The organism is Agrobacterium sp. LR_9 (genome assembly GCF_041954855.1).
GTDB classification, from domain to species: Bacteria; Pseudomonadota; Alphaproteobacteria; order Rhizobiales; family Rhizobiaceae; genus Agrobacterium; species Agrobacterium leguminum.
On record NZ_JAVAYA010000025.1, the window covers coordinates 1 to 18,298 of the forward strand.

At 59.8% G+C, this 18,298-nt stretch carries 17 protein-coding genes; 6 read left to right on the forward strand and 11 right to left on the reverse strand.

Annotated elements, in window-relative coordinates:
* Positions 1-109 precede the first annotated feature (109 nt).
* Positions 110-874, forward strand: coding sequence for a HugZ family protein (locus tag RAC79_RS21640; protein ID WP_065655795.1), 765 nt, complete (start codon positions 110-112; stop codon positions 872-874).
* Positions 875-1,143: 269 nt separating this feature from the next.
* On the opposite strand, the gene RAC79_RS21645 is transcribed toward RAC79_RS21640, so the two are convergent.
* From RAC79_RS21645 to RAC79_RS21655, 3 genes are all read right to left on the reverse strand, one after another.
* Entirely contained in the window at positions 1,144-1,485 is a 342-nt protein-coding gene (locus RAC79_RS21645) for a RidA family protein (protein ID WP_003494829.1), read from the reverse strand.
* A gap of 48 nt (positions 1,486-1,533) precedes the next feature.
* The gene (locus RAC79_RS21650; protein ID WP_003522797.1) at positions 1,534-1,872 is read right to left on the reverse strand and encodes a TIGR01244 family sulfur transferase; all 339 of its coding nucleotides are present in this window, start codon (positions 1,870-1,872) and stop codon (positions 1,534-1,536) included.
* Between the two features lie 117 nt (positions 1,873-1,989).
* Positions 1,990-2,823 (reverse strand): aldose 1-epimerase family protein, encoded by an 834-nt coding sequence (locus tag RAC79_RS21655; protein WP_374997525.1) that lies wholly within the window; start codon positions 2,821-2,823, stop codon positions 1,990-1,992.
* A gap of 156 nt (positions 2,824-2,979) precedes the next feature.
* On the opposite strand from RAC79_RS21655, the gene RAC79_RS21660 reads away from it, so the two are divergent.
* Positions 2,980-4,368 (forward strand): L,D-transpeptidase, encoded by a 1,389-nt coding sequence (locus RAC79_RS21660; protein ID WP_220317221.1) that lies wholly within the window; start codon positions 2,980-2,982, stop codon positions 4,366-4,368.
* A gap of 69 nt (positions 4,369-4,437) precedes the next feature.
* Here the strand turns inward: RAC79_RS21660 and RAC79_RS21665 are convergent, their stop codons facing one another.
* The 8 genes from RAC79_RS21665 to RAC79_RS21700 all read right to left on the reverse strand — a co-directional run bounded on the left by RAC79_RS21665 (position 4,438) and on the right by RAC79_RS21700 (position 14,082).
* Positions 4,438-5,643, reverse strand: a complete 1,206-nt coding sequence (locus RAC79_RS21665) for an MFS transporter (protein WP_020813639.1) — start codon at positions 5,641-5,643, stop codon at positions 4,438-4,440.
* Positions 5,644-5,689: 46 nt separating this feature from the next.
* Positions 5,690-6,337 (reverse strand): TetR/AcrR family transcriptional regulator, encoded by a 648-nt coding sequence (locus RAC79_RS21670; protein ID WP_374997526.1) that lies wholly within the window; start codon positions 6,335-6,337, stop codon positions 5,690-5,692.
* Positions 6,338-6,482: 145 nt separating this feature from the next.
* Entirely contained in the window at positions 6,483-7,199 is a 717-nt protein-coding gene (locus RAC79_RS21675; RefSeq protein WP_065655791.1) for a ParA family protein, read from the reverse strand.
* A gap of 385 nt (positions 7,200-7,584) precedes the next feature.
* Complete coding sequence (locus tag RAC79_RS21680) at positions 7,585-8,730, reverse strand: iron-containing alcohol dehydrogenase (RefSeq protein WP_104679546.1); 1,146 nt, start codon at positions 8,728-8,730, stop codon at positions 7,585-7,587.
* Positions 8,727-10,115 (reverse strand): aldehyde dehydrogenase family protein, encoded by a 1,389-nt coding sequence (locus tag RAC79_RS21685; protein WP_374997527.1) that lies wholly within the window; start codon positions 10,113-10,115, stop codon positions 8,727-8,729. Before RAC79_RS21685 ends, RAC79_RS21680 begins: the two co-directional genes overlap by 4 nt.
* A gap of 18 nt (positions 10,116-10,133) precedes the next feature.
* Positions 10,134-11,501: a glutamine synthetase family protein gene (locus RAC79_RS21690; protein ID WP_174039502.1), complete on the reverse strand. Its 1,368-nt coding sequence runs from the start codon at positions 11,499-11,501 to the stop codon at positions 10,134-10,136.
* A 65-nt stretch (positions 11,502-11,566) separates the two neighbouring features.
* On the reverse strand, positions 11,567-13,081 hold the full coding sequence (locus tag RAC79_RS21695) for an amino acid permease (RefSeq protein WP_065655788.1): 1,515 nt from the start codon (positions 13,079-13,081) through the stop codon (positions 11,567-11,569).
* Between the two features lie 227 nt (positions 13,082-13,308).
* A complete protein-coding gene (locus tag RAC79_RS21700; RefSeq protein ID WP_142846467.1) occupies positions 13,309-14,082 on the reverse strand; it encodes an N-formylglutamate amidohydrolase in 774 nt (257 codons plus the stop codon).
* Between the two features lie 174 nt (positions 14,083-14,256).
* Here RAC79_RS21700 and RAC79_RS21705 point away from each other — a divergent pair, with 174 nt between their 5' ends.
* From RAC79_RS21705 to RAC79_RS21720, 4 genes are all read left to right on the forward strand, one after another.
* Positions 14,257-15,135, forward strand: coding sequence for a MurR/RpiR family transcriptional regulator (locus RAC79_RS21705; RefSeq protein WP_003522811.1), 879 nt, complete (start codon positions 14,257-14,259; stop codon positions 15,133-15,135).
* 291 nt (positions 15,136-15,426) lie between these two features.
* Positions 15,427-16,533, forward strand: coding sequence for an ABC transporter substrate-binding protein (locus tag RAC79_RS21710; RefSeq protein WP_078051830.1), 1,107 nt, complete (start codon positions 15,427-15,429; stop codon positions 16,531-16,533).
* A gap of 99 nt (positions 16,534-16,632) precedes the next feature.
* Positions 16,633-17,517: an ABC transporter permease subunit gene (locus RAC79_RS21715; RefSeq protein ID WP_065655785.1), complete on the forward strand. Its 885-nt coding sequence runs from the start codon at positions 16,633-16,635 to the stop codon at positions 17,515-17,517.
* On the forward strand, positions 17,514-18,296 hold the full coding sequence (locus tag RAC79_RS21720) for an iron ABC transporter permease (RefSeq protein ID WP_003522814.1): 783 nt from the start codon (positions 17,514-17,516) through the stop codon (positions 18,294-18,296). Before RAC79_RS21715 ends, RAC79_RS21720 begins: the two co-directional genes overlap by 4 nt.
* Positions 18,297-18,298 lie beyond the last annotated feature (2 nt).

The window sequence follows — 18,298 nt, forward strand, 5'->3', positions numbered from 1 at the left end:
CAATCACGTATCGTAAAGTTCATCGGTTGCAGATGCTCGGGACAGGCCCGAGCATGACGAAGGAGGGGCCTCACACTTCTTTCAGCAGCCCTTTGGATCAGGAAACGACATGCCGGATGCAGCCTCTCCCGTCATCACCCCGCGCGGCGCAAAGATCGAGTCCTCGGCCGGTGCGCCTTTCGAGGCCGTGCGCGTGGCCCGGGACGTCTTGCACACTTCCCGCGCGGCAGCGCTTGCGACCCTCGATCCGGTCAGCGGTTATCCCTATACGACCGCCACCAATATCGGCATCGAGCCGGACGGCACGCCGTTTTTCTTCGCGGCGGGGCTGACGCTGCACGCCCGCAACATGGAGGCGGACGCGCGCATCTCGCTGACGCTCGCCCCCTTCGGCAAGGGAGATGCGCTGACGCTGCCGCGGCTGACAATGGTGGGCAAGGCGGAACAAATCGGCCCGGATGAAGCGCCGCTCGCCATCGCGCGCTACATTGCCCGCTACCCCAAAGCGAAACTTTATCTCTCCCTTCCCGACACGCGGCTTTACCGGTTGCGGACGGAAGGTGTGCAGATCAATGGCGGCCCGGCCCGCAATGCCAGCAACATCACCCCGGCCGATCTGCGCACCAATCTCTCAGGCGCAGACGAACTGATGGCGGCGGCGGAAAGCGAAGCGACCCGCCTCAACGCCATCAAGGGCGAAGCGTCCCGGCTCGCCGTTCTGGCCGGCGCAAAAACTGGCCGCTGGACGATCACCTCCATCGACCCGGATGGCATCGATCTCGCCTCGGCGAGCGATCTGGCCAGGCTGTGGTTTGCGGAGCGGGTGACGACGTTGAAGCAGTTTGAGAAGGCGCTTGCTTCGCCGGTGAGGTGACGGACGCAAGCGATTCAAAAACATGAAAATTACTTCTACTTGGGATTTTGTGGCCATGTCACCACGCCGCGCCGTCACCCCGGACTAGATCCGGGGTCCAGCGCGATCAAGTCCTTGATCGCGAAAGACTCTCTTCACGGCGCAGACACGCCGTGGCTGGATGCCGGGTCAAGCCCGGCATGACGGGGAGAGTTTTTGACCCCATTCCATCAAAAAAGGCCGGGCCGCTTTCCGCGACCCGGCCTTTTCTTGAAAACTCAGACGGATGCTCAGAGAGCAGCGGTCACGATGAACTCAACCTTGTAGTCCGGCGTCGCCAATGGTGCGCCGCTGGTGGCGCGGGCCGGCGGGTTTGCCGGGTCGATCCAGCCTTCCCAGACGGCGTTCATTTCGCCGAAGGTGGACATGTCGGAAAGGTAGATGATGGTCTGCAGGATCTTCGACTTGTCAGAACCGGCAGCGGCCAGCAGGCGGTCGACTTCAGCGAGAGCAGACTTGCTCTGTTCCGTAACGCTCGTGCCTTCGCCAACCTGGCCGGCCAGATAAACGGTGTTGCCGTGAACGACGGCGCCGCTCATGCGCTTGCCCGGCTCGATACGCTTGATGGTCATGGAAAACTCCTGTTGATTGGCATTTAAAATAGAACGATGCGCGGAAAATCAGCCGCGCAGGTGATGGGTCTTTTCGTAAATCGCCGTCGAGCGCGCGCCGGAACGGCAATAGCCGAGCATCGGGCGCTGCAATTCGTCCAGCGCATCCACCATGCCGGCAACGGCATCGGCATCGACGCCGTAACGGCCAACCGGCACATGCATGATGGTGAGGCCAAGCTGCTCGGCACGCTCGGCAATATCGGCGAAAAGCGGCTGGCCGTCTTCTTCGCCGTCAGGGCGGTGGCAGACGATCGACTTGAAGCCGAGCGCCTTGATCTCGTCGAGATCGGCGACGCTGATCTGTCCCGTTACCGAATATTCGTCGTCTATGCGCCTGATATCCATGTCATGCCTCCGCTGAAACCGGCGTCCGCGCCGCTGGCTGTCACCCTTGAAATCCGCATCCGATGTAAGCGGTCAAACCCCCTGCGTCAATGACAGGGCATCTTCATTCGGTACGGCTCAGAGGATGGAAAAGCGCAGGCCAAAGGAACGGCTTTCGCCCGGCTGGAGAATATTGAACTCGCCGGCCGCCTCAAGCTCGCTCCGTCCCACCCAGCGATGCGATACCGGCTCGATGCCGAGCACATTGGCCGGCGCCTGCTGGTTGCGCCACATCTGCAGATAGGGCAGTGTTTGCGTGCGAAAACGCACCGTCAGCGTTTTCCCGCCAATGGCCGCAATCGGTCCGAGCGAAAGCGACGCCCACTCGTCATCACCGGCGGGAACGCAGAAAACATTGCCCGGCTCTTCGCCGAAACGCCAGCAGTGGCCGCCACCGTCCAACATCGCGCCCTCAAGTCGCACGGCATCGTCGAACAGGCGCGCGCCGACATTCATATGATACATCAGGAACACCGGGATGGGCCGCTCGGACGTGTTGACGATCCGGTCATCGAGGCTCACTTCGCCGCTTTCCCCGTCGATACGCCATGTCCGTTCCAGAAGGGCCGTGCCGCCATCGGCAAGCTTCACGGGAACCTCGACGCGCGCCAATGCATTGGACTCTTGAACATCGAACGCAATGACCGTCGCGGGATGCGAGGAAAAGGACCCATGCAGCGGATATCGACGTCCCTCACCGTCGCCATCGATCGGCTCGGGATGGCGGATATGGTCGGGGCCGCAGGTGAACAGAAAGCCTTCCAGAGAGTGGTCGATGCGCGCATCGCCATCGTCAGGAATGGCGCGGCCGGGCGCGATGTCGATGCCATCGACGACGCAGGAGCCGATATCGAAAACGGAGGTTTCATCGAGGAAAATGCGTGGCGATCTGCCAGCCTGAAACGAACGCAAGATAAACCTCCCTGTGACCTTGAAAACGCATGCTTCACGGAAACGCTACTAACCGTGACGGAAATTAAGATTGCATTAACCGCGAATTCACCTTTTTCACAATAGGGTCAAGATTGCGGTGTGTTTATCGGTGAACAAGTAAGGGATAGCAGAATCGTGAAACAGTTTCTTAACGCAGCTCTGGGTCTGACAGTCGCGCTGGCGGCAGCTATCGCCCCGCTACAGGCTGGCGCGCAGCAGCGTTATGGCGATCAGCAGACGATGCTGGTGACCCCTGATGGTCGTGTGCTCGACTTCATGCCGGAGCGCGGCGATATCGTCATCAGCCGCGATTCCATGGGACGCACGGTGTTTTACGACCAGTACGGCAATCTCCTCGCCACCGAAATGCCCTCGGGCTACCAGCAGCGGCAGCAGGCGCGCCAGCGCGACACCACCTATTATCCGCCCGCCCCCGGCGGCCAGTATCGTGAGCCGCAGCGCGACTACGGCTATCAGGAGAATGGCAGCGTGCGCGATTACCGCGAATATCGCGGCGATGGTTCCGACGAGAATTTCTACACCGGCTCCGTTCCCGCACCCGGTGCGGTGGAAAGCGGTCCGCTCGGCCAGCCGATGCCGGGCGAAAGCACCACCGCCGCCGTTCCGCAGCCGGACCACCTGATCGAGCGCCATACGCCGGTAACAACGCCCGTCAATCGCTCGCGCCAGGAAATCGTCGCGCTCCAGACATTCCTCGACCGTGAAGGCATCTCGCCCGGCGTTATCGACGGCAAGATGGGCGACAACGTCAACAAGGCGATTGCCGCCTGGCAGGACATGACCGGCGAGAAGCTCGACCCCAACAATTCCGATGACATTCTGGAGCGTCTGCGCGCATCCGGCGGCATGCCGATCGTCGATTACACCATTACCGCCGCCGACGCCGCCGGCCCCTACGTCGCCTCCATCCCGGACGACTATGCCGAGAAGTCGCAACTGCCTGCCCTCTCCTTCACCTCAACGTCGGAAGCGCTCGCCGAACGTTTCCACATGGATGAGAACTATCTGAAGGAACTGAACCCCGGCATCGATTTTTCCGTGCCCGGCACCATCATCAAGGTCGTCAATCCGGGCGAGACGAAAAAGGGACAGGTTGCCCGCATCGTCGCGCATAAGGGCATCAAGCAGGTCTTCGCCTATGGTCAGGACGGCAATCTGATTGCCGCCTATCCGGCCACCATCGGTTCCACGGACACGCCCTCGCCAAGCGGCACGCACACGGTGGAGCGCATCGCGCTCAATCCCGGCTACACCTATAATCCGAAGATCAACTTCAAGCAGGGCCAGAACGACAAGATCCTGCAAATCCCGCCGGGTCCGAACGGCCCGGTCGGCACGGTCTGGATTGCGCTGTCGAAGCCGACCTATGGCATTCACGGCACGCCGGAACCCTCGAAGATCGGCAAGACCAACAGCCACGGCTGTATCCGCCTGACCAACTGGGATGCGACCGAACTGGCGAAAATGGTCCGCCCCGGCGTGGTGGTCGAATTCGCGGAATAGGATCGACCGAAAGAAAAAAGAAAAAGCCCGGCGGTTTGGTCCGCCGGGCTTTTTTCATTTGGTGGCGTTTCAGTCACGTTTTTCCGTGAGGAAATAAAGCAGGGCTGCCACCGGCAAGGCGAAGCCGATCCAAGAGGCGGCTTGCCATTCGCCGACGGCATAGGCCCAGCCGCCAACGGCGGAGCCGATTGCGCCGCCCATGAAGAACGTTGCCATATAGATGCCGTTCAAACGGCTGCGGAATTCCGCTCCGAGCGTGAAGATGGCACGCTGGCCAAGCACCAGATTGGTGGTGACGCCGAAATCCAGAACGATGGCGGCGACCACCAGAATGGCGAGCGCGAGATGCGAGCCTTCGGGCGCAAGATGTGTGACGGCGAAGGAGAGCGCCACCGCCACCAGGGCAAAGAAGGTGGCCGCACGCGTCCAGCCACGGTCCGCCATCCGCCCGGCAATCGGCGCGGCCACGGTGCCGGCCGCACCGGCCAGCGCGAAAAGCGCGATCTCACCCTGGCTCAGATTGAAATGCGGTCCGCTCAGATAAAGCGGCGTCGTGGTCCAGAACAGGCTGAAGGCCGCAAACAGGAAGGCGTGATAGATCGCCCGCCGCCGCAGGATCGGCGTGTGCAGCGCCAGCCGGCCCATCGAAGCCATCAAGGCCCCATAGCTCAGCCGCGCATCGGGCATACGGGCGGGCAGAAGCCGGAAAAGCACCACGGCAAGAAGCGCCATGACGGCCGCCGAGGTCAGAAACACACCGCGCCAGGAGACCACTTCAGACAGCAGGCTGGAAACCGGGCGCGCCAGCATGATGCCGGCCATCAGCCCGCTCATGACATTGCCGACCACCCGGCCGCGAATGGCATGCGGCGCCATGTGGGCGGCATAGGGAACGATGACCTGCACCGCCACGGAACTGACGCCGACCAGAAAGGCCGCAATCAGAAACGGGGCCGCATGCGGCGCAAATGCTGCCGCCACAAGGGAAAGCACCGCCATCGCAACGGCGCTGACCACCAGCTTGCGGTTTTCAACAAGATCGCCGAGCGGCACGACAAACAGCAGACCGATGCCATAACCGATCTGGGTCAGGGTCACGATCAGCCCCGTCGCACCGGCAGAAAGACCAAGCTCCGCCCCGATGATGCCGGCTAGCGGCTGGCCATAATAAAGATTGGCGGCAATCAGTCCGCAGGCTGTCGCCAAGAGGAACGTCAAGGCCGGGGAAATGGATGTTGCCTCGACATCATCCCCTTCAATTACACGCGTCGTCATCATTTTCTCCAATATGGAAACAATTGTTTCCTAAATAGTCACAAAGTCAATCGGCAAGCTTCATGGCGATATCCACCACGGCCACCATGTCTTTGAGGCTGCGCCCCGTCTTTCCAACCACGCGCATGCCGTACATCATGCACAGCATCGCCCGGGCGAGATCATCGGGATCGGCCTTCGAACGCACGGAACCATCCTTCTGCCCTTCAGCAACGAGGCGGGCGACAATTCGCTCCCTCGCCTTCACCGCCCGCTCGACCACGATTGCAATATCGTCATCCAGAGCCGCCAGATCGGCAGCAGCACCAACCACAAGACATCCATCGGAACCGACACCGCCATGCGACCGTTCCGCATAGAACATCAGGCCTGCCCTAATGCGCTCATAACCGGTATCGAAAACAGCTACCGCCGCCTCGAAACGCTCGGTCTGCACGATCCTGTAGCGTTCCATCGTGGCGATGAAGATGGCTTTCTTGTCCTTGAAAGCCTTGTAAAGACTGCCCTGCGCCAGCTCCATCGCATCGGTAAGGTCACCGACGGAGGTGGCGTGATAACCCCGTCGCGAAAAAACGCGGATCGCCCCATCGAGCGCGCGGTCGACGTCAAACTCGCGCGGCCTGCCGCGATAGCGCTGTTCCGGTGAATTGGTGTGGTTGATATTGCTCATGGCCGGAATATAGGAAACGATCATTTCCAAATCAAGCGAATAATGAAACCGGCGCGGAAAAGCGTCGACCGATGCCCGGACAAGCTCAACGGCCGCCAATGGTCCAAGGCATCATCATCCGTCTGCGGTGATGAAGACCGCAGAAGGATAGAAGGCCGAAATCAATGTTTCAGGCGGCCTTGCGGGTGAAAAGGCGAGCCGGTTGCGTGCCGAGCCGCAAAAGACGTTTCGGCAGCAGGCCGACAACTTCGGTGGCGAAGGCTTTCGCGTTCTCCACCGCCTTGTCGATATTGCTGACCTTGTCCTTATCGAGACAGAGGAGCGTACCACCATAATCGAAAATATCGCGATAGGCCGCTCTCTCGACAATCGGCGTATTGAGAACCGAGACGTTCTTTTCCGCCAGCAGCATTTTGACGAGCAGCAGCGAACGCGTCGCCACCATGGCATTCACCCGCGTCAGTACGATTGAATGGGCGATAGCCTTGCCCATCTTGCGGTTCAGGAATTCGATGTGATCCAGAACTTCGGCAGCGCCGCGCGCATCCATGGCTGAACCTTGAACCGGGATCAGCACATGATCGGAAATACCGAGCGCCATGGTCAACAGCGGGCTTTTCGCGCCCGGCAGGTCGATGATGAAACAGTCGGTATTGGTTTTATTCTCGCGAATATGGCCTTCAAGCGAAGCCATCGTCACATGCGAAATCACCGAGAGATTTTCGATCTCGCCGGACAAGTCGTGCCAGCGGGAAATCCACAATTGCGGATCGGCGTCCAGAACGGTCACGCGGTGACCGCTGCGGGCCAGTTCGGTTGCCAGAAGCAGCACTGCTGTCGTTTTTCCGGCGCCGCCCTTGGTATTGGCGAAAGTGATGACTGACATGACACCCCCTGTTGGTCAGAGCCGTTTCATGCTCATTCACGCACCGAAGCAATTCATGGTGCTTTCCATAACCTTAACGAACATGGTTAAGAAAAGGCTAAGAACGGTTATGCCGCGCAACGAAAAGCCCGCGACCGGGTCGTCGCGGGCTTCATGAATTAGAGATCGTACGTGGCTCGCTCCCCGTGCAGGGCACGACGTTGCCACTCGTTTCTTCTCCCCGCCGGGGAGAAGGTGGCCCGAAGGGTCGGATGAGGGGGCAACGTCAGCGAGAGACCGAGAGCTTGCCCCCTCATCCCGCTGCCGCGACCTTCTCCCCGGCGGGGAGAAGAAACAAGCGGCACCCTCTCAACCTCTCACAAACCTGACGAATAAAGGTCGCTCATCAAAAGCAGTCCTCGAACAACTTCTTCGTATTCTCCAGCGTCATCGGCACCGGATTACCGCCGCAGCTCGGATCCTTGATCGCTTCCGCCGCCAGTTCGTCGATACGATCCGGCTTGATGCCCATGGCGGTGAGATTCTCTGGCACGCCGAGTTCCTTGCGAAGCTCCAGCACATAGTCATAAAAACCATCGAAACCGCCGGAGATACCGAGATAGGCGGCCGCGCGGGCAATCTTGTCCTCGATGGCTGGACGGTTGAAGCGCAGCACCGCCGGCATGACGACGGCATTGGTCATGCCGTGATGGGTGTTGTAGACCGCGCCGATGGGGTGCGAGAGCGAATGGATGGCGCCGAGGCCCTTCTGGAAGGCGACCGCCCCCATCGCCGCCGCCGCCATCATATTGGTGCGCGCTTCGATATCCGTGCCGTCCTTATAGGCGCGCGGAAGGAATTCCTTGACGAGCCGCAGCCCCTCCAGCGCCACACCGGCGCTCATCGGATGATAGAAGGGCGAGGAATAGGCCTCGAGGCAATGGGCAAAGGCGTCCATGCCCGTGCCCGCCGTGATGACCTTCGGCATGCCGACCGTCAGCTCCGGATCGCAGATGACGACGCCGGGCAGAAGCTTCGGATGGAAGATGATCTTCTTCACATGGGTCTGCGAATTGGTGATGACGCTGGCGCGGCCGACTTCCGAACCGGTGCCCGCCGTCGTCGGAACCGCGACGATGGGCGCGATCTTTGAAGCGTCCGCTCGGGTCCACCAGTCACCGATATCCTCGAAATCCCAGACCGGGCGCGTCTGCCCGGCCATGAAGGCGATGGTCTTGCCGAGATCGAGGCCAGAGCCGCCGCCGAAGGCGACGACGCCGTCATGGCCGCCATCGCGATAGGCCTTCACGCCGGCTTCCATGTTGATCTCGTTGGGATTCGGATCGACCTCGGCAAAGATCGCCCGGCCGAGACCCGCCTCTTCCAGCACGTCGAGCGCATGCGCTGTTATCGCCATATTGGCAAGGCCGCGATCCGTAACGAGCAGCGGCTTCTTGATGCCGAGCGTCTTGCAGGCTTCCGCCAGTTCCTTGATCCGGCCACGGCCAAGCTTGACGGCGGTGGGGTAGCTCCAGTTGGCGACGATATTCATTTCGTGACTTTCTTCAGATGGTAGGATTTCGGACGGGTCAGGTTCTGGAAACCGAGAACGGAGAGCGAACCGCCGCGGCCAGTTTCCTTCACACCGGTCCAGCAAAGCGCCGGGTCGAGATAGTCCGCGCGGTTCATGAACACGGTTCCGGTTTCGATCTCGCGGCCGATGCGCCCGGCGCGGGCGGCATCCTGCGTCCAGAGCGAGGCGGTCAGCCCGTATTTGCTGTCATTCATCAGCGCGATGGCTTCGTCGTCGTTCTTGACCTTCATGATCCCGACCGCCGGGCCGAAGGTTTCTTCGGTCATGAACTCCATCGAATGATCGACATTGACGAGCACTTGCGGCGCGACGTAAGCGCTTTCGCCATCATCGGCGGGGAAAAGCTTCGAATCGACAAGCGCTTTGGCGCCCTTGGCGACGGCGTCCGCGATCTGCGCACGCACCACCTCGGCGAAACGCTTATTGGCCATCGGCCCGAGCGTCGTTTCCTGCTCCAGCGGATTGCCGAGCTTGTAGTTCGAAACCCACGCCACGGACTTCTCGACGAATGCGTCATAGAGGTTTTCATTGACGTAGATGCGCTCGATGCCGCAGCAGCATTGCCCGGAATTATAGGTCGCGCCATCCATCAGCGTATCGACGGCGGCGTCGAGATCGGCATCCTCCATCACGTAACCGGGGTCCTTGCCGCCGAGTTCAAGCCCGAGACCGGTGAAGGTGCCGGCAGCGGCACGTTCGATGGCACGGCCGCCTTCCACCGAACCAGTGAAGTTGACGAAATTGAACAGTCCCTCGGAAATGAGCGCCGAGGTCGTGCCATGGTCGAGGAAGACATTGATGAAGACATCGTCAGGCACGCCGGCCTCAACGAAAGCCCGCACCATGCGCTCGCCCACCAGTAGCGTCTGCGCCGCATGTTTGATGACGACCGTATTGCCGGCCATCAAGGCGGGCGCGACGGTGTTGATCGCCGTCATGTAAGGATAATTCCACGGCGCGATGACGAAGACCACGCCATGCGCTTCGCGCTCGATGCGACGTTCGAAATTGCCGCTTTCCTCGATGACGAGCGGCGCCAGCGCATCGGCTGCAATGGAGGCGACATAGTTGGAGCGCTCGTTGAAGCCCTTGAACTCGCCGCCATAACGAACCGGACGGCCCATCATATGCGCCAGTTCCGGCACAACCTCGGCCACCATTTCGTTAAGGCGCGCCACACCTTTGAGAACCAGCTGAACGCGGTCCTCAAGCGGACGCCGCGCCCAGTCCTTCTGCGCCTTGCGCGCTTTCGAAACGGCGACGCGCGCCGCCTCCAGCGACATCGCCTCCCGCTCGGCATAAACCGAGCCGTCGATGGGCGAGATATTCTGGATCATGGTCATGATGTTTTCCCGTAATGATTAGGCTCGTTCAAAACCGCGCGCCACTTCCCAGTCGGTCACGCGGCGGTCGTATTCTTCCTGCTCCCATCGTCCGGCATGGACGTAATGATCGATCACATCGTCGCCAAAGGCGTCGCGCAGCATTTTCGATCCGTCCAGAAAGACAGTGGCGTCACGCAATGTCTTGGGTATCTCGCGCACGTCCTTGCCGCCATAGGCGTCACCTACAAAAGCGGGCTCAAGTTCGAGTTTATTTTCGATGCCGTCAATGCCTGCTGCAAGCAGGGCAGCCATGGCGAGATAGGGATTGAGATCGGAGCCACCGACACGGCACTCGATGCGGATGCCCTTGGTGCCCTCCCCGCACAGACGATATCCCGCCGTGCGGTTGTCGAGGCTCCAGATCGCCTTGGTGGGCGCAAAGGTGCCGGCCATGAACCGCTTGTAGGAATTGATGTAGGGCGCCAGAAAATAGGTGATCTCGCTGGCATGGGCCAGAAGCCCGGCAACATAATGCCGCATCAGTTCCGACATGCCATGCTTGGCGTCCTTGTCCAGAAACGCCGGGGTCTTGCCGTCGAGGCTCCATAGCGACTGGTGGATGTGTGAAGAACTGCCGGCGGCATTGTAGTTCCACTTGGCGAGGAACGTCACGGCCTTGCCCTTGGACCAGGCGATTTCCTTGGTGGCGTTCTTGATGATGGCGTGCCGGTCGGCCATGGTCAGCGCCTCGGCATAACGCACATTGATTTCCGCCTGACCGGGAGAGGCCTCGCCCTTGGAATTCTCGACCGGAATTCCCGCGCCCTGCAGTCCCTTGCGCAGCGCCCGCATGACGTCTTCTTCCTTGGTCGTCTGGAAGATGTGGTAATCCTCGTTGTAACCGCTGGCGAGGTTCAGCCCCCTGTAGCCGCTGGCGCGCGCCGCATCGAAAGTCTGGTCGAACAGGAAAAATTCCAGTTCGGTCGCCATATAGGCCTTCAGCCCCATGGCCTCCAGCCGCGCCACCTGCTTTTTCAGGAGCGCGCGCGGTGAATGCGGCACTTCTTCATGGGTGTGATGATCGAGCACATCGCACAGCACCAGCGCCGTGCCTTCCAGCCACGGCACACGCCGCAGCGTCGAAAGATCGGGTTTCAGCACATAGTCGCCATAACCCTTTTCCCAGCTGGAGGATTTGTAACCGGGAACGGTTTCCATCTCCATGTCGGTGGCAAGCACGTAATTGCAGCTATGGGTTTCCTCAAAGGCGCTTTCAACGAAGAATTCCGCCTGGAACCGTTTGCCCATCAGACGCCCCTGCATGTCGACAAGGCAGGCCAGAACCGTGTCGATGCGCCCCTCGGCGACATCCATCTTAAGCGCGTCGAATGTGTAGCTCGTCATTTTGTCCGTTCCCTTTATTGTCGTGGCCGGGCGGCCGGGATGCGGCCGCCCGTTTCGTTTGAGCATCAGGCCTTTGCAGCCGCTGCGGCAACCGCAGCCTGCTTGTGCTCCAGCGCGAATTCCTCTTCCGGCGACAGGATGAGGCGGTGGCGGCCGATGAAGGCAAAGTAGGCGATTGCCACGGCGAACCAGACCGCCACCCAGAGCACGCCCTTGGTGAAGTTCGGATCCTGGATCTGGTAAAGCAGCGTGACGATGGCGATGATCACCGTCAGCACCGCGCCCGGAATGCCGAAGGGCGAGCGGAACGGCCGCTCGATATGCGGCAGGTTCTTCCTGAGCAGGATGAAGGAAATCGCCTGCATGATGTAGGAGAACATCGCACCGAAGACGGCCATGTTCAAAAGCACGCTGCCGATGATGCTACCGCCCTGTTCCGCACCCAGCGCGAACCAGATGACGAGCATGACCGCCAAGCCGACAATCGCGCCGGTGATGTTGGCAACGTATGGCGTGCGATACTTGGAATGGGTAATCGACAGCACGGTCGGGAAGTAACCCGCACGCGACAGCGAATAGATCTGGCGACCCTGCGCGTAGAGGATCGTATGGAAGCTGGCGATCAGGCCGGTCAAGGCAACGAGACCCAGCACCACCACGCCGCCATCGCCATAGATCGCCTTGAAACCATCGAGCAGCGGCTCAAGCGAGGAGCTGAGATGGAAGGCGCCGACGCCCGGCAGGGACGGGTTGAGCAATACGATCATGAAGGCCGAAACCATCAGCGTGACCATGCCGAGGATGATGCCCTTCGGCATGTCGCGCTTGGGATCGACCGATTCTTCCGCCGCCAGCGGCAGTTGCTCGATGGCGAGGAACAGCCAGACCGCGAAAGGCAGCGTGGCGAGAACGCCTGAGAACCCGAAGGGGAAGAAGGAGCCGCCGCCCTCCGGCAACTCCACCGCCTTGCCGTCAGGTCCGACACCGATATTGAGTGCGAAACGCGAAAAATCGATGTTCGGGATGGCGCTGATCCAGAAGAACACCAGAACGGCAAGCGAAATCAGCGTGATGACCAGCGTCACCTTGAAGGAAAGCTCGAGCCCGAAGACATTGAGCGCAAGGAATATCGCGTAAAACGCTATCCACACGAAAGGTGAATAGGCCGGATCGAGCCCGAGAATGGAGTTCACATAGGCCGTGATGAAGGTGACGACGACCGCCGGCGTCAGCACATATTCGACATTCTCGCAAAGCCCGGTAATGAAGCCGCCCCATGGACCCATGGCCGTGCGGGCGAAGGAATAGGCCGCACCGGTATGCGGCAAGGCCGGGCTCATTTCCGCGATAGAAAATGTCAGCCCGAGATACATGATGGCGATGATGATGCCCGCCACCAGCATGCCGCCCCAGCCGCCGGTGGAAAAGCCGAAATTCCATCCGGAAAAATGCCCGGAAATAACCGCGCCGACGCCGAGCGACCAGAGCGACCACACGCCCGCATAACGGGATAGTCCGCGTTTTTCGAAATAGGATGCATCAGCCTTCTTGTAGCTGACGCCTGACGATGAACTGTCCATGCCCTTCTCTCCTGAATAAGAAAAAAACAAGCCAGTCAGCCGTTATTGGCCGATTGTGCCCCAGTTTCCGGCTTCACCCGGGAGTCTCCCGCGATTGGCCGCACGCACTTGCTGTTCCCTTGCCGCTTCGTGTTTTTCCGGCTGCATGGCCGGCTTTTATAAAAATGGCGGCAGTCTCATCTGGCAGCCGGCCCCGGTGTTTTCACCATCGGCCGGCCATAGCTCCCTCACTCATCGATCGATGAGAGCGCCTTCCCCATAAGCTCGTGGAGAAAACCGGCGATTGCCGCCTGCTCTCCTTCATTGGTGATGAGATCGTTGCGGATCTCGATCATGACGTTCAAAAGCCCATCCGGCAGCGCATGCAGCCGCAGCGTATGCGTCACGCCATCTTCTGGGCCGTAAGGATCGTTGCGATTGACCGTGAGCGAGGACCCGTCGGCACCCGCCAGCATCGCATCCGCGAGGCGGCTGTCGGTATCGTGCAGGATGCCGATCTCAACCTTTCGGAACCGGCCGTGATAAACCGGTGTGAAACTGTGGATGGTCACCACCACCACGTTGCGGCCGTCCGCCTGCCGCGCGGCGATGATCTCGCTCACCCGGTCATGAAACGGCACATAAAGTGCGGAGGTGCGGGCGAACCGCTCCGCTTCGCTGAGATCGAAATTGCCGGGAATATCGTAAATCTCGCTTTTCACCGGCATGGCGGAAGGCGATTCGGGCGGCCGGTTGCAATCATAGACGAGACGCGAAAACCGCTGATAGACGAGCGTGGCGTCAAGTTTTTCCGAAAGCAGCCGGGCAACGGCCAGAGCGCCCGGATCCCAGGCTGCATGGCTCGAAAGCACCTCCGGCAAAAGACCCAATGTGCCGAATTTCTGCGGAATGGTGGCAGAGGCATGTTCGCAGACGAGAAGGACGTCGCCCTTCGCCGCCGCATTCTCGATACCGACGGCCTGCCCTTCTGCTTCTGTGAAAAACCGTGACCGCAGCGTCATGCACGAACCCCACCCGGAACCCCCGCGTTCCGTCAACGCCGAAAAGAATTCTTCACATTATTGCGAGTGTCAAATGGAATTTTGAAATTTTCTCTTCATTTTCCCATTGACTCGATAGCTGGCACAGATGTTTATTTTAGCCATGCACCGGCAGAAGACCGGAAGGGGAAAAATTTGCGCAGCACGACGGCGACCGTGTCGGATGTCATTCATGCCCATTACGACGCACTGACCCGTTCGGAAAAACGGCTGGCGGAGAGCCTGCTCGGCAACTACCCCGTCTCCGGCCTCGGCAGCATCACCACCATTGCGGAAAATGCCGGCGTTTCGACGCCGACGGTGGCGCGCATGGTGCAGAAGCTCGGCTACAAGGGCTATCCGGAATTTCAGGCGCATCTGCACCAGGAACTGGAAGCGACGATCTCCGGCCCCATCGCCAAACATGATCGCTGGGCAACCAATGCGCCCGGCCTGCACATTCTCAACCGCTTCGCCGATGCCATCACCGGCAATCTGCGCGATACGCTGAGCGATCTCGACACCGCCGTCTTCGACAATGCCGCAGCGCTGCTTTCCGATCGCAAGCGCAGCATCTATTTCGTCGGCGGGCGCATCACCGGCGCGATAGCCGAATATTTCTTCACCCACATGCAGGTGATCCGGCCGAAGACGACGCTGATGTCGTCGAATTCCAGCGCCTGGCCGCAATATATGCTGAACATGAGCGCCGGCGACATACTGGTTATCTTCGACATTCGCCGCTACGAGCACGACATGACGACGCTGGCTGAAGTGGCCAAGGCTAACGGCGTGCAGATCATTCTCTTCACCGATCAATGGACATCGCCGGTGGCGCGCCATGCGCTGCACACTTTCCGTGTCAGGATCGAAGCGCCCTCGGCATGGGATTCCTCGGTCGTTACGCTGTTCGTGGTCGAAGCGCTGATCGAAGCGGTGCAGAACGGCACCTGGGATGAAACCAGGGAACGCATGAACGCGCTTGAAGGCCTGTTTGAACAGACGCGGCTGTTCCGCAGGCCGGACAGAACATGAAACTACATAGCCGGGCAACTTGCTTGACGCGGATGCCGCACGCTGATTGGATACCTGTCATCGCTACCAGCACGATAAAACAGGATAAGAAACCAAGCTGGGGAACGTATCTGGCCACCACGGATCATGAGGGAATCTCCCGCAATTGCAGGCAAAAAAGCCGGGTGATGGCGGAAAACGGGCGTAAAGTGACGGAATCCGGATAAATAAATTGCAATCCAGCCGTCACATTAGCTTCATTGAGAATCCGTATCAGCGTCCGCAATATGAGAACACGAAGAGGAGAAAAAAGTGATCTCTCACTGCCGCCGACTGCTTGCTACGACCACTGCAATGGTCATCGCCTCCACCGCAATTGCCGCCGCTGAACCGAGCGCCGAGCTGATCGCGGCCGCCAAGAAGGAAGGCATGCTGACCACCGTCGCCCTGCCGCACGACTGGTGCGGTTACGGCGACGTGATTGCCGCCTTCAAGGCGAAATATCCGGAAATCACCGTCAACGAACTGAACCCCGACGCCGGCTCCGCCGATGAAGTCGAAGCCATCAAGGCGAACAAGGACAACAAGGGCCCGCAGGCTCCTGACGTCGTTGACGTCGGTCTCGCTTTCGGCCCGCAGATGAAGGCCGAAGGCCTCCTGCAGCCTTACAAGGTCTCGACCTGGGACGAAATTCCTGACAACGTCAAGGATCCGGAAGGTTACTGGTACGGCGACTATTACGGCGTCATGTCGTTCTTTGTGAACAAGGACCTCGTGAAGAACACGCCGAAGGACTGGGCCGACCTGCTGAAGCCGGAATATTCCGGTCAGGTCGCACTTGCCGGTCCCCCGCTGACATCTAACCAGGCAATTCTCGGCGTTCTCGCCGCCGGTCTTGGCCAGGGCGCAAAGTCCGGCAAGGAAGCCGGTGAAGCCGGTCTGAAGTATTTCGCCGACCTCAACAAGGCAGGCAACTTCGTTCCGACCGTCGGCAAGGCCGGTACGCTCGCACAGGGTTCGACACCAATCATCATCGCCTGGGACTACAACGCGCTGTCCTGGAAAAAGACGCTGAACGACAACCCGCCGACAGAAGTCGTCGTGCCTGAAAAGGGTGTTCTGGCCGGCGTTTACGTGCAGGGCATTTCTGCCTATGCACCGCATCCGAACGCAGCGAAGCTCTGGATGGAGCATCTCTATTCCGACGACGGTCAGCTCGGCTGGCTGAAGGGCTATTGCCACCCGATCCGCTTCAACGCAATGGTCAAGGCTGGCAAGGTTCCGCAGGAACTGATCGACAGCCTGCCGCCGGCAGCGGCCTACGAAAAGGCTATCTTCCCGACACTCGAGGAAGTTGACGCCAACAAGGCTGCCGTTACCGGTGGCTGGGACAAGACAGTCGGCGCGAACGTCAAGTAAGTTGTTGAAAACGCACCCCGGCTGAAGAAAGGCCGGGGTGTTTCTTTCGTGATAACCGCAATATATAGACCGTTTTAAAACGGCGTGTGGGGACAAGGCATGCCATCAACCAACACCGGCGGACCATCCGACGCGGGCAGAAAGCTGCCGCTTCACTGGATAGGTGTGCTGCCATTTGTCGTATTTGTTGCGATGTTTCTGATCATGCCGACGATGAAGATCGTCATCGGTGCATTTCAGGATCCGAGCGGCAGTTTCACCCTCGCCAATATTGCTGGGCTTTTCACGCCGGCGATCATGGGCGCTTTTACGATATCGATAAAAATCAGCCTCGCGTCGTCATTGCTGGGGTGTTTGATCGGCTTTTCCGTCGCAGCCGCCGTCATACTTGGTGGTCTTCCCAATGTGTTGCGCGGGCCGCTGATGACCTTTTCCGGGGTTGCGTCGCAATTTGCCGGCGTTCCGCTGGCCTTCGCATTTCTCGCCACACTCGGCCCGGTCGGCATATTGACGGTGTTCCTGAAATCCCAGCTGGGGATAGACCTCAGATTGATGGGCTTCAACCTCATCTCCTTCTGGGGGCTGACAATCACCTATCTCTTCTTCCAAATTCCGCTGATGATACTGATCATCGCTCCTGCCCTGGATGGGTTGAAGCGTGAATGGCGTGAGGCGGCGGAAGTTCTTGGCGCGACGGGAACGCAATATTGGCGATTTATCGCATTTCCCATCCTTCTGCCGTCACTGCTTGGCACATTCGCGCTCCTGTTCGCCAATGCTTTCGGTGCTGTTGCGACAGCAATAGCGCTGACCGGCTCTTCGCTTAATATTGCGCCCATTCTGCTTTTTGCCCAGATACGTGGCGACGTGCTCGGCGATCCCCATCTCGGTTACGCGCTTGCCTTCGGCATGATCGTCGTTACCGGTGTCGCCAACACACTTTATATCTGGCTGCGCGCCCGCAGCGAAAGGTGGCTGAAATGAAGCGTTTCTTCGCCTGGGGCGCGCTGATTTTCGGCCTGCTCTATTTCGCCCTGCCGCTGATCGGCATGACCAACTTCTCGCTGAAAATGCGGCGCGGCGAATACTCATTCGACGCCTATGGCAAGGTGCTGACCGATCCGCGTTTCCAGGAGACCTTCAGCTATTCCGTGGTGATGGCACTGTTCACCATCGTTTTCGGCGTTCTGCTGGTGGTGCCCACCGCCTATTGGGTGCGCCTGAAACTGCCGGGTCTGCGGCCCTATATCGAATTCATTACGCTCTTGCCGCTGGTCATCCCGGCCATCGTCATCGTCTTCGGTTATATCCGGCTTTACAACACCTCGAGCTGGCTGCCGCTGACCGGCACGAGCTTCGGCACCAACCTGCTTTTGATGTTCGGTTACGCCACGCTGGCCTTGCCCTATATGTACCGCGCCGTCGATACCGGTCTCAGAACCATCGACGTGGCGACGCTGACGGAAGCAGCTCAAAGTCTCGGCGCCGGCTGGACGACCATTCTCTCGCGTATCATCCTCCCCAATGTTCTGGTCGCCGTGCTCTCGGGCGCCTTCCTGACCTTCGCCATCGTTATCGGTGAATTCACCATGGCGGCCCTTTTGAACCGCCCGGCCTTCGGCCCCTACATGCAGCTGCTCGGCGCCAACCGCGCCTATGAACCGGCCGCACTTGCCGTGATTTCCTTCGGCATCACCTGGGGTTGCCTGGGTCTGATCCAACTCGTTTCACGCTACCAGAAGGGCGCGCCTCCCAAGGCCTGAGG

Excerpts from the sequence above, each read along its gene's own strand:
- RAC79_RS21640 (WP_065655795.1), top strand. The coding sequence starts at position 110 with ATGCCGGATGCAGCCTCTCCCGTCATCACCCCGCGCGGCGCAAAGATC.
- RAC79_RS21645 (WP_003494829.1), bottom strand. The coding sequence starts at position 1,485 with ATGACCATCAAGCGTATCGAGCCGGGCAAGCGCATGAGCGGCGCCGTC.
- RAC79_RS21650 (WP_003522797.1), bottom strand. The coding sequence starts at position 1,872 with ATGGATATCAGGCGCATAGACGACGAATATTCGGTAACGGGACAGATC.
- RAC79_RS21665 (WP_020813639.1), bottom strand. The coding sequence starts at position 5,643 with ATGACGACGCGTGTAATTGAAGGGGATGATGTCGAGGCAACATCCATT.
- RAC79_RS21670 (WP_374997526.1), bottom strand. The coding sequence starts at position 6,337 with ATGATCGTTTCCTATATTCCGGCCATGAGCAATATCAACCACACCAAT.
- RAC79_RS21675 (WP_065655791.1), bottom strand. The coding sequence starts at position 7,199 with ATGTCAGTCATCACTTTCGCCAATACCAAGGGCGGCGCCGGAAAAACG.
- RAC79_RS21680 (WP_104679546.1), bottom strand. The coding sequence starts at position 8,730 with ATGAATATCGTCGCCAACTGGAGCTACCCCACCGCCGTCAAGCTTGGC.
- RAC79_RS21685 (WP_374997527.1), bottom strand. The coding sequence starts at position 10,115 with ATGACCATGATCCAGAATATCTCGCCCATCGACGGCTCGGTTTATGCC.
- RAC79_RS21690 (WP_174039502.1), bottom strand. The coding sequence starts at position 11,501 with ATGACGAGCTACACATTCGACGCGCTTAAGATGGATGTCGCCGAGGGG.
- RAC79_RS21695 (WP_065655788.1), bottom strand. The coding sequence starts at position 13,081 with ATGGACAGTTCATCGTCAGGCGTCAGCTACAAGAAGGCTGATGCATCC.
- RAC79_RS21700 (WP_142846467.1), bottom strand. The coding sequence starts at position 14,082 with ATGACGCTGCGGTCACGGTTTTTCACAGAAGCAGAAGGGCAGGCCGTC.
- RAC79_RS21715 (WP_065655785.1), top strand. The coding sequence starts at position 16,633 with ATGCCATCAACCAACACCGGCGGACCATCCGACGCGGGCAGAAAGCTG.
- RAC79_RS21720 (WP_003522814.1), top strand. The coding sequence starts at position 17,514 with ATGAAGCGTTTCTTCGCCTGGGGCGCGCTGATTTTCGGCCTGCTCTAT.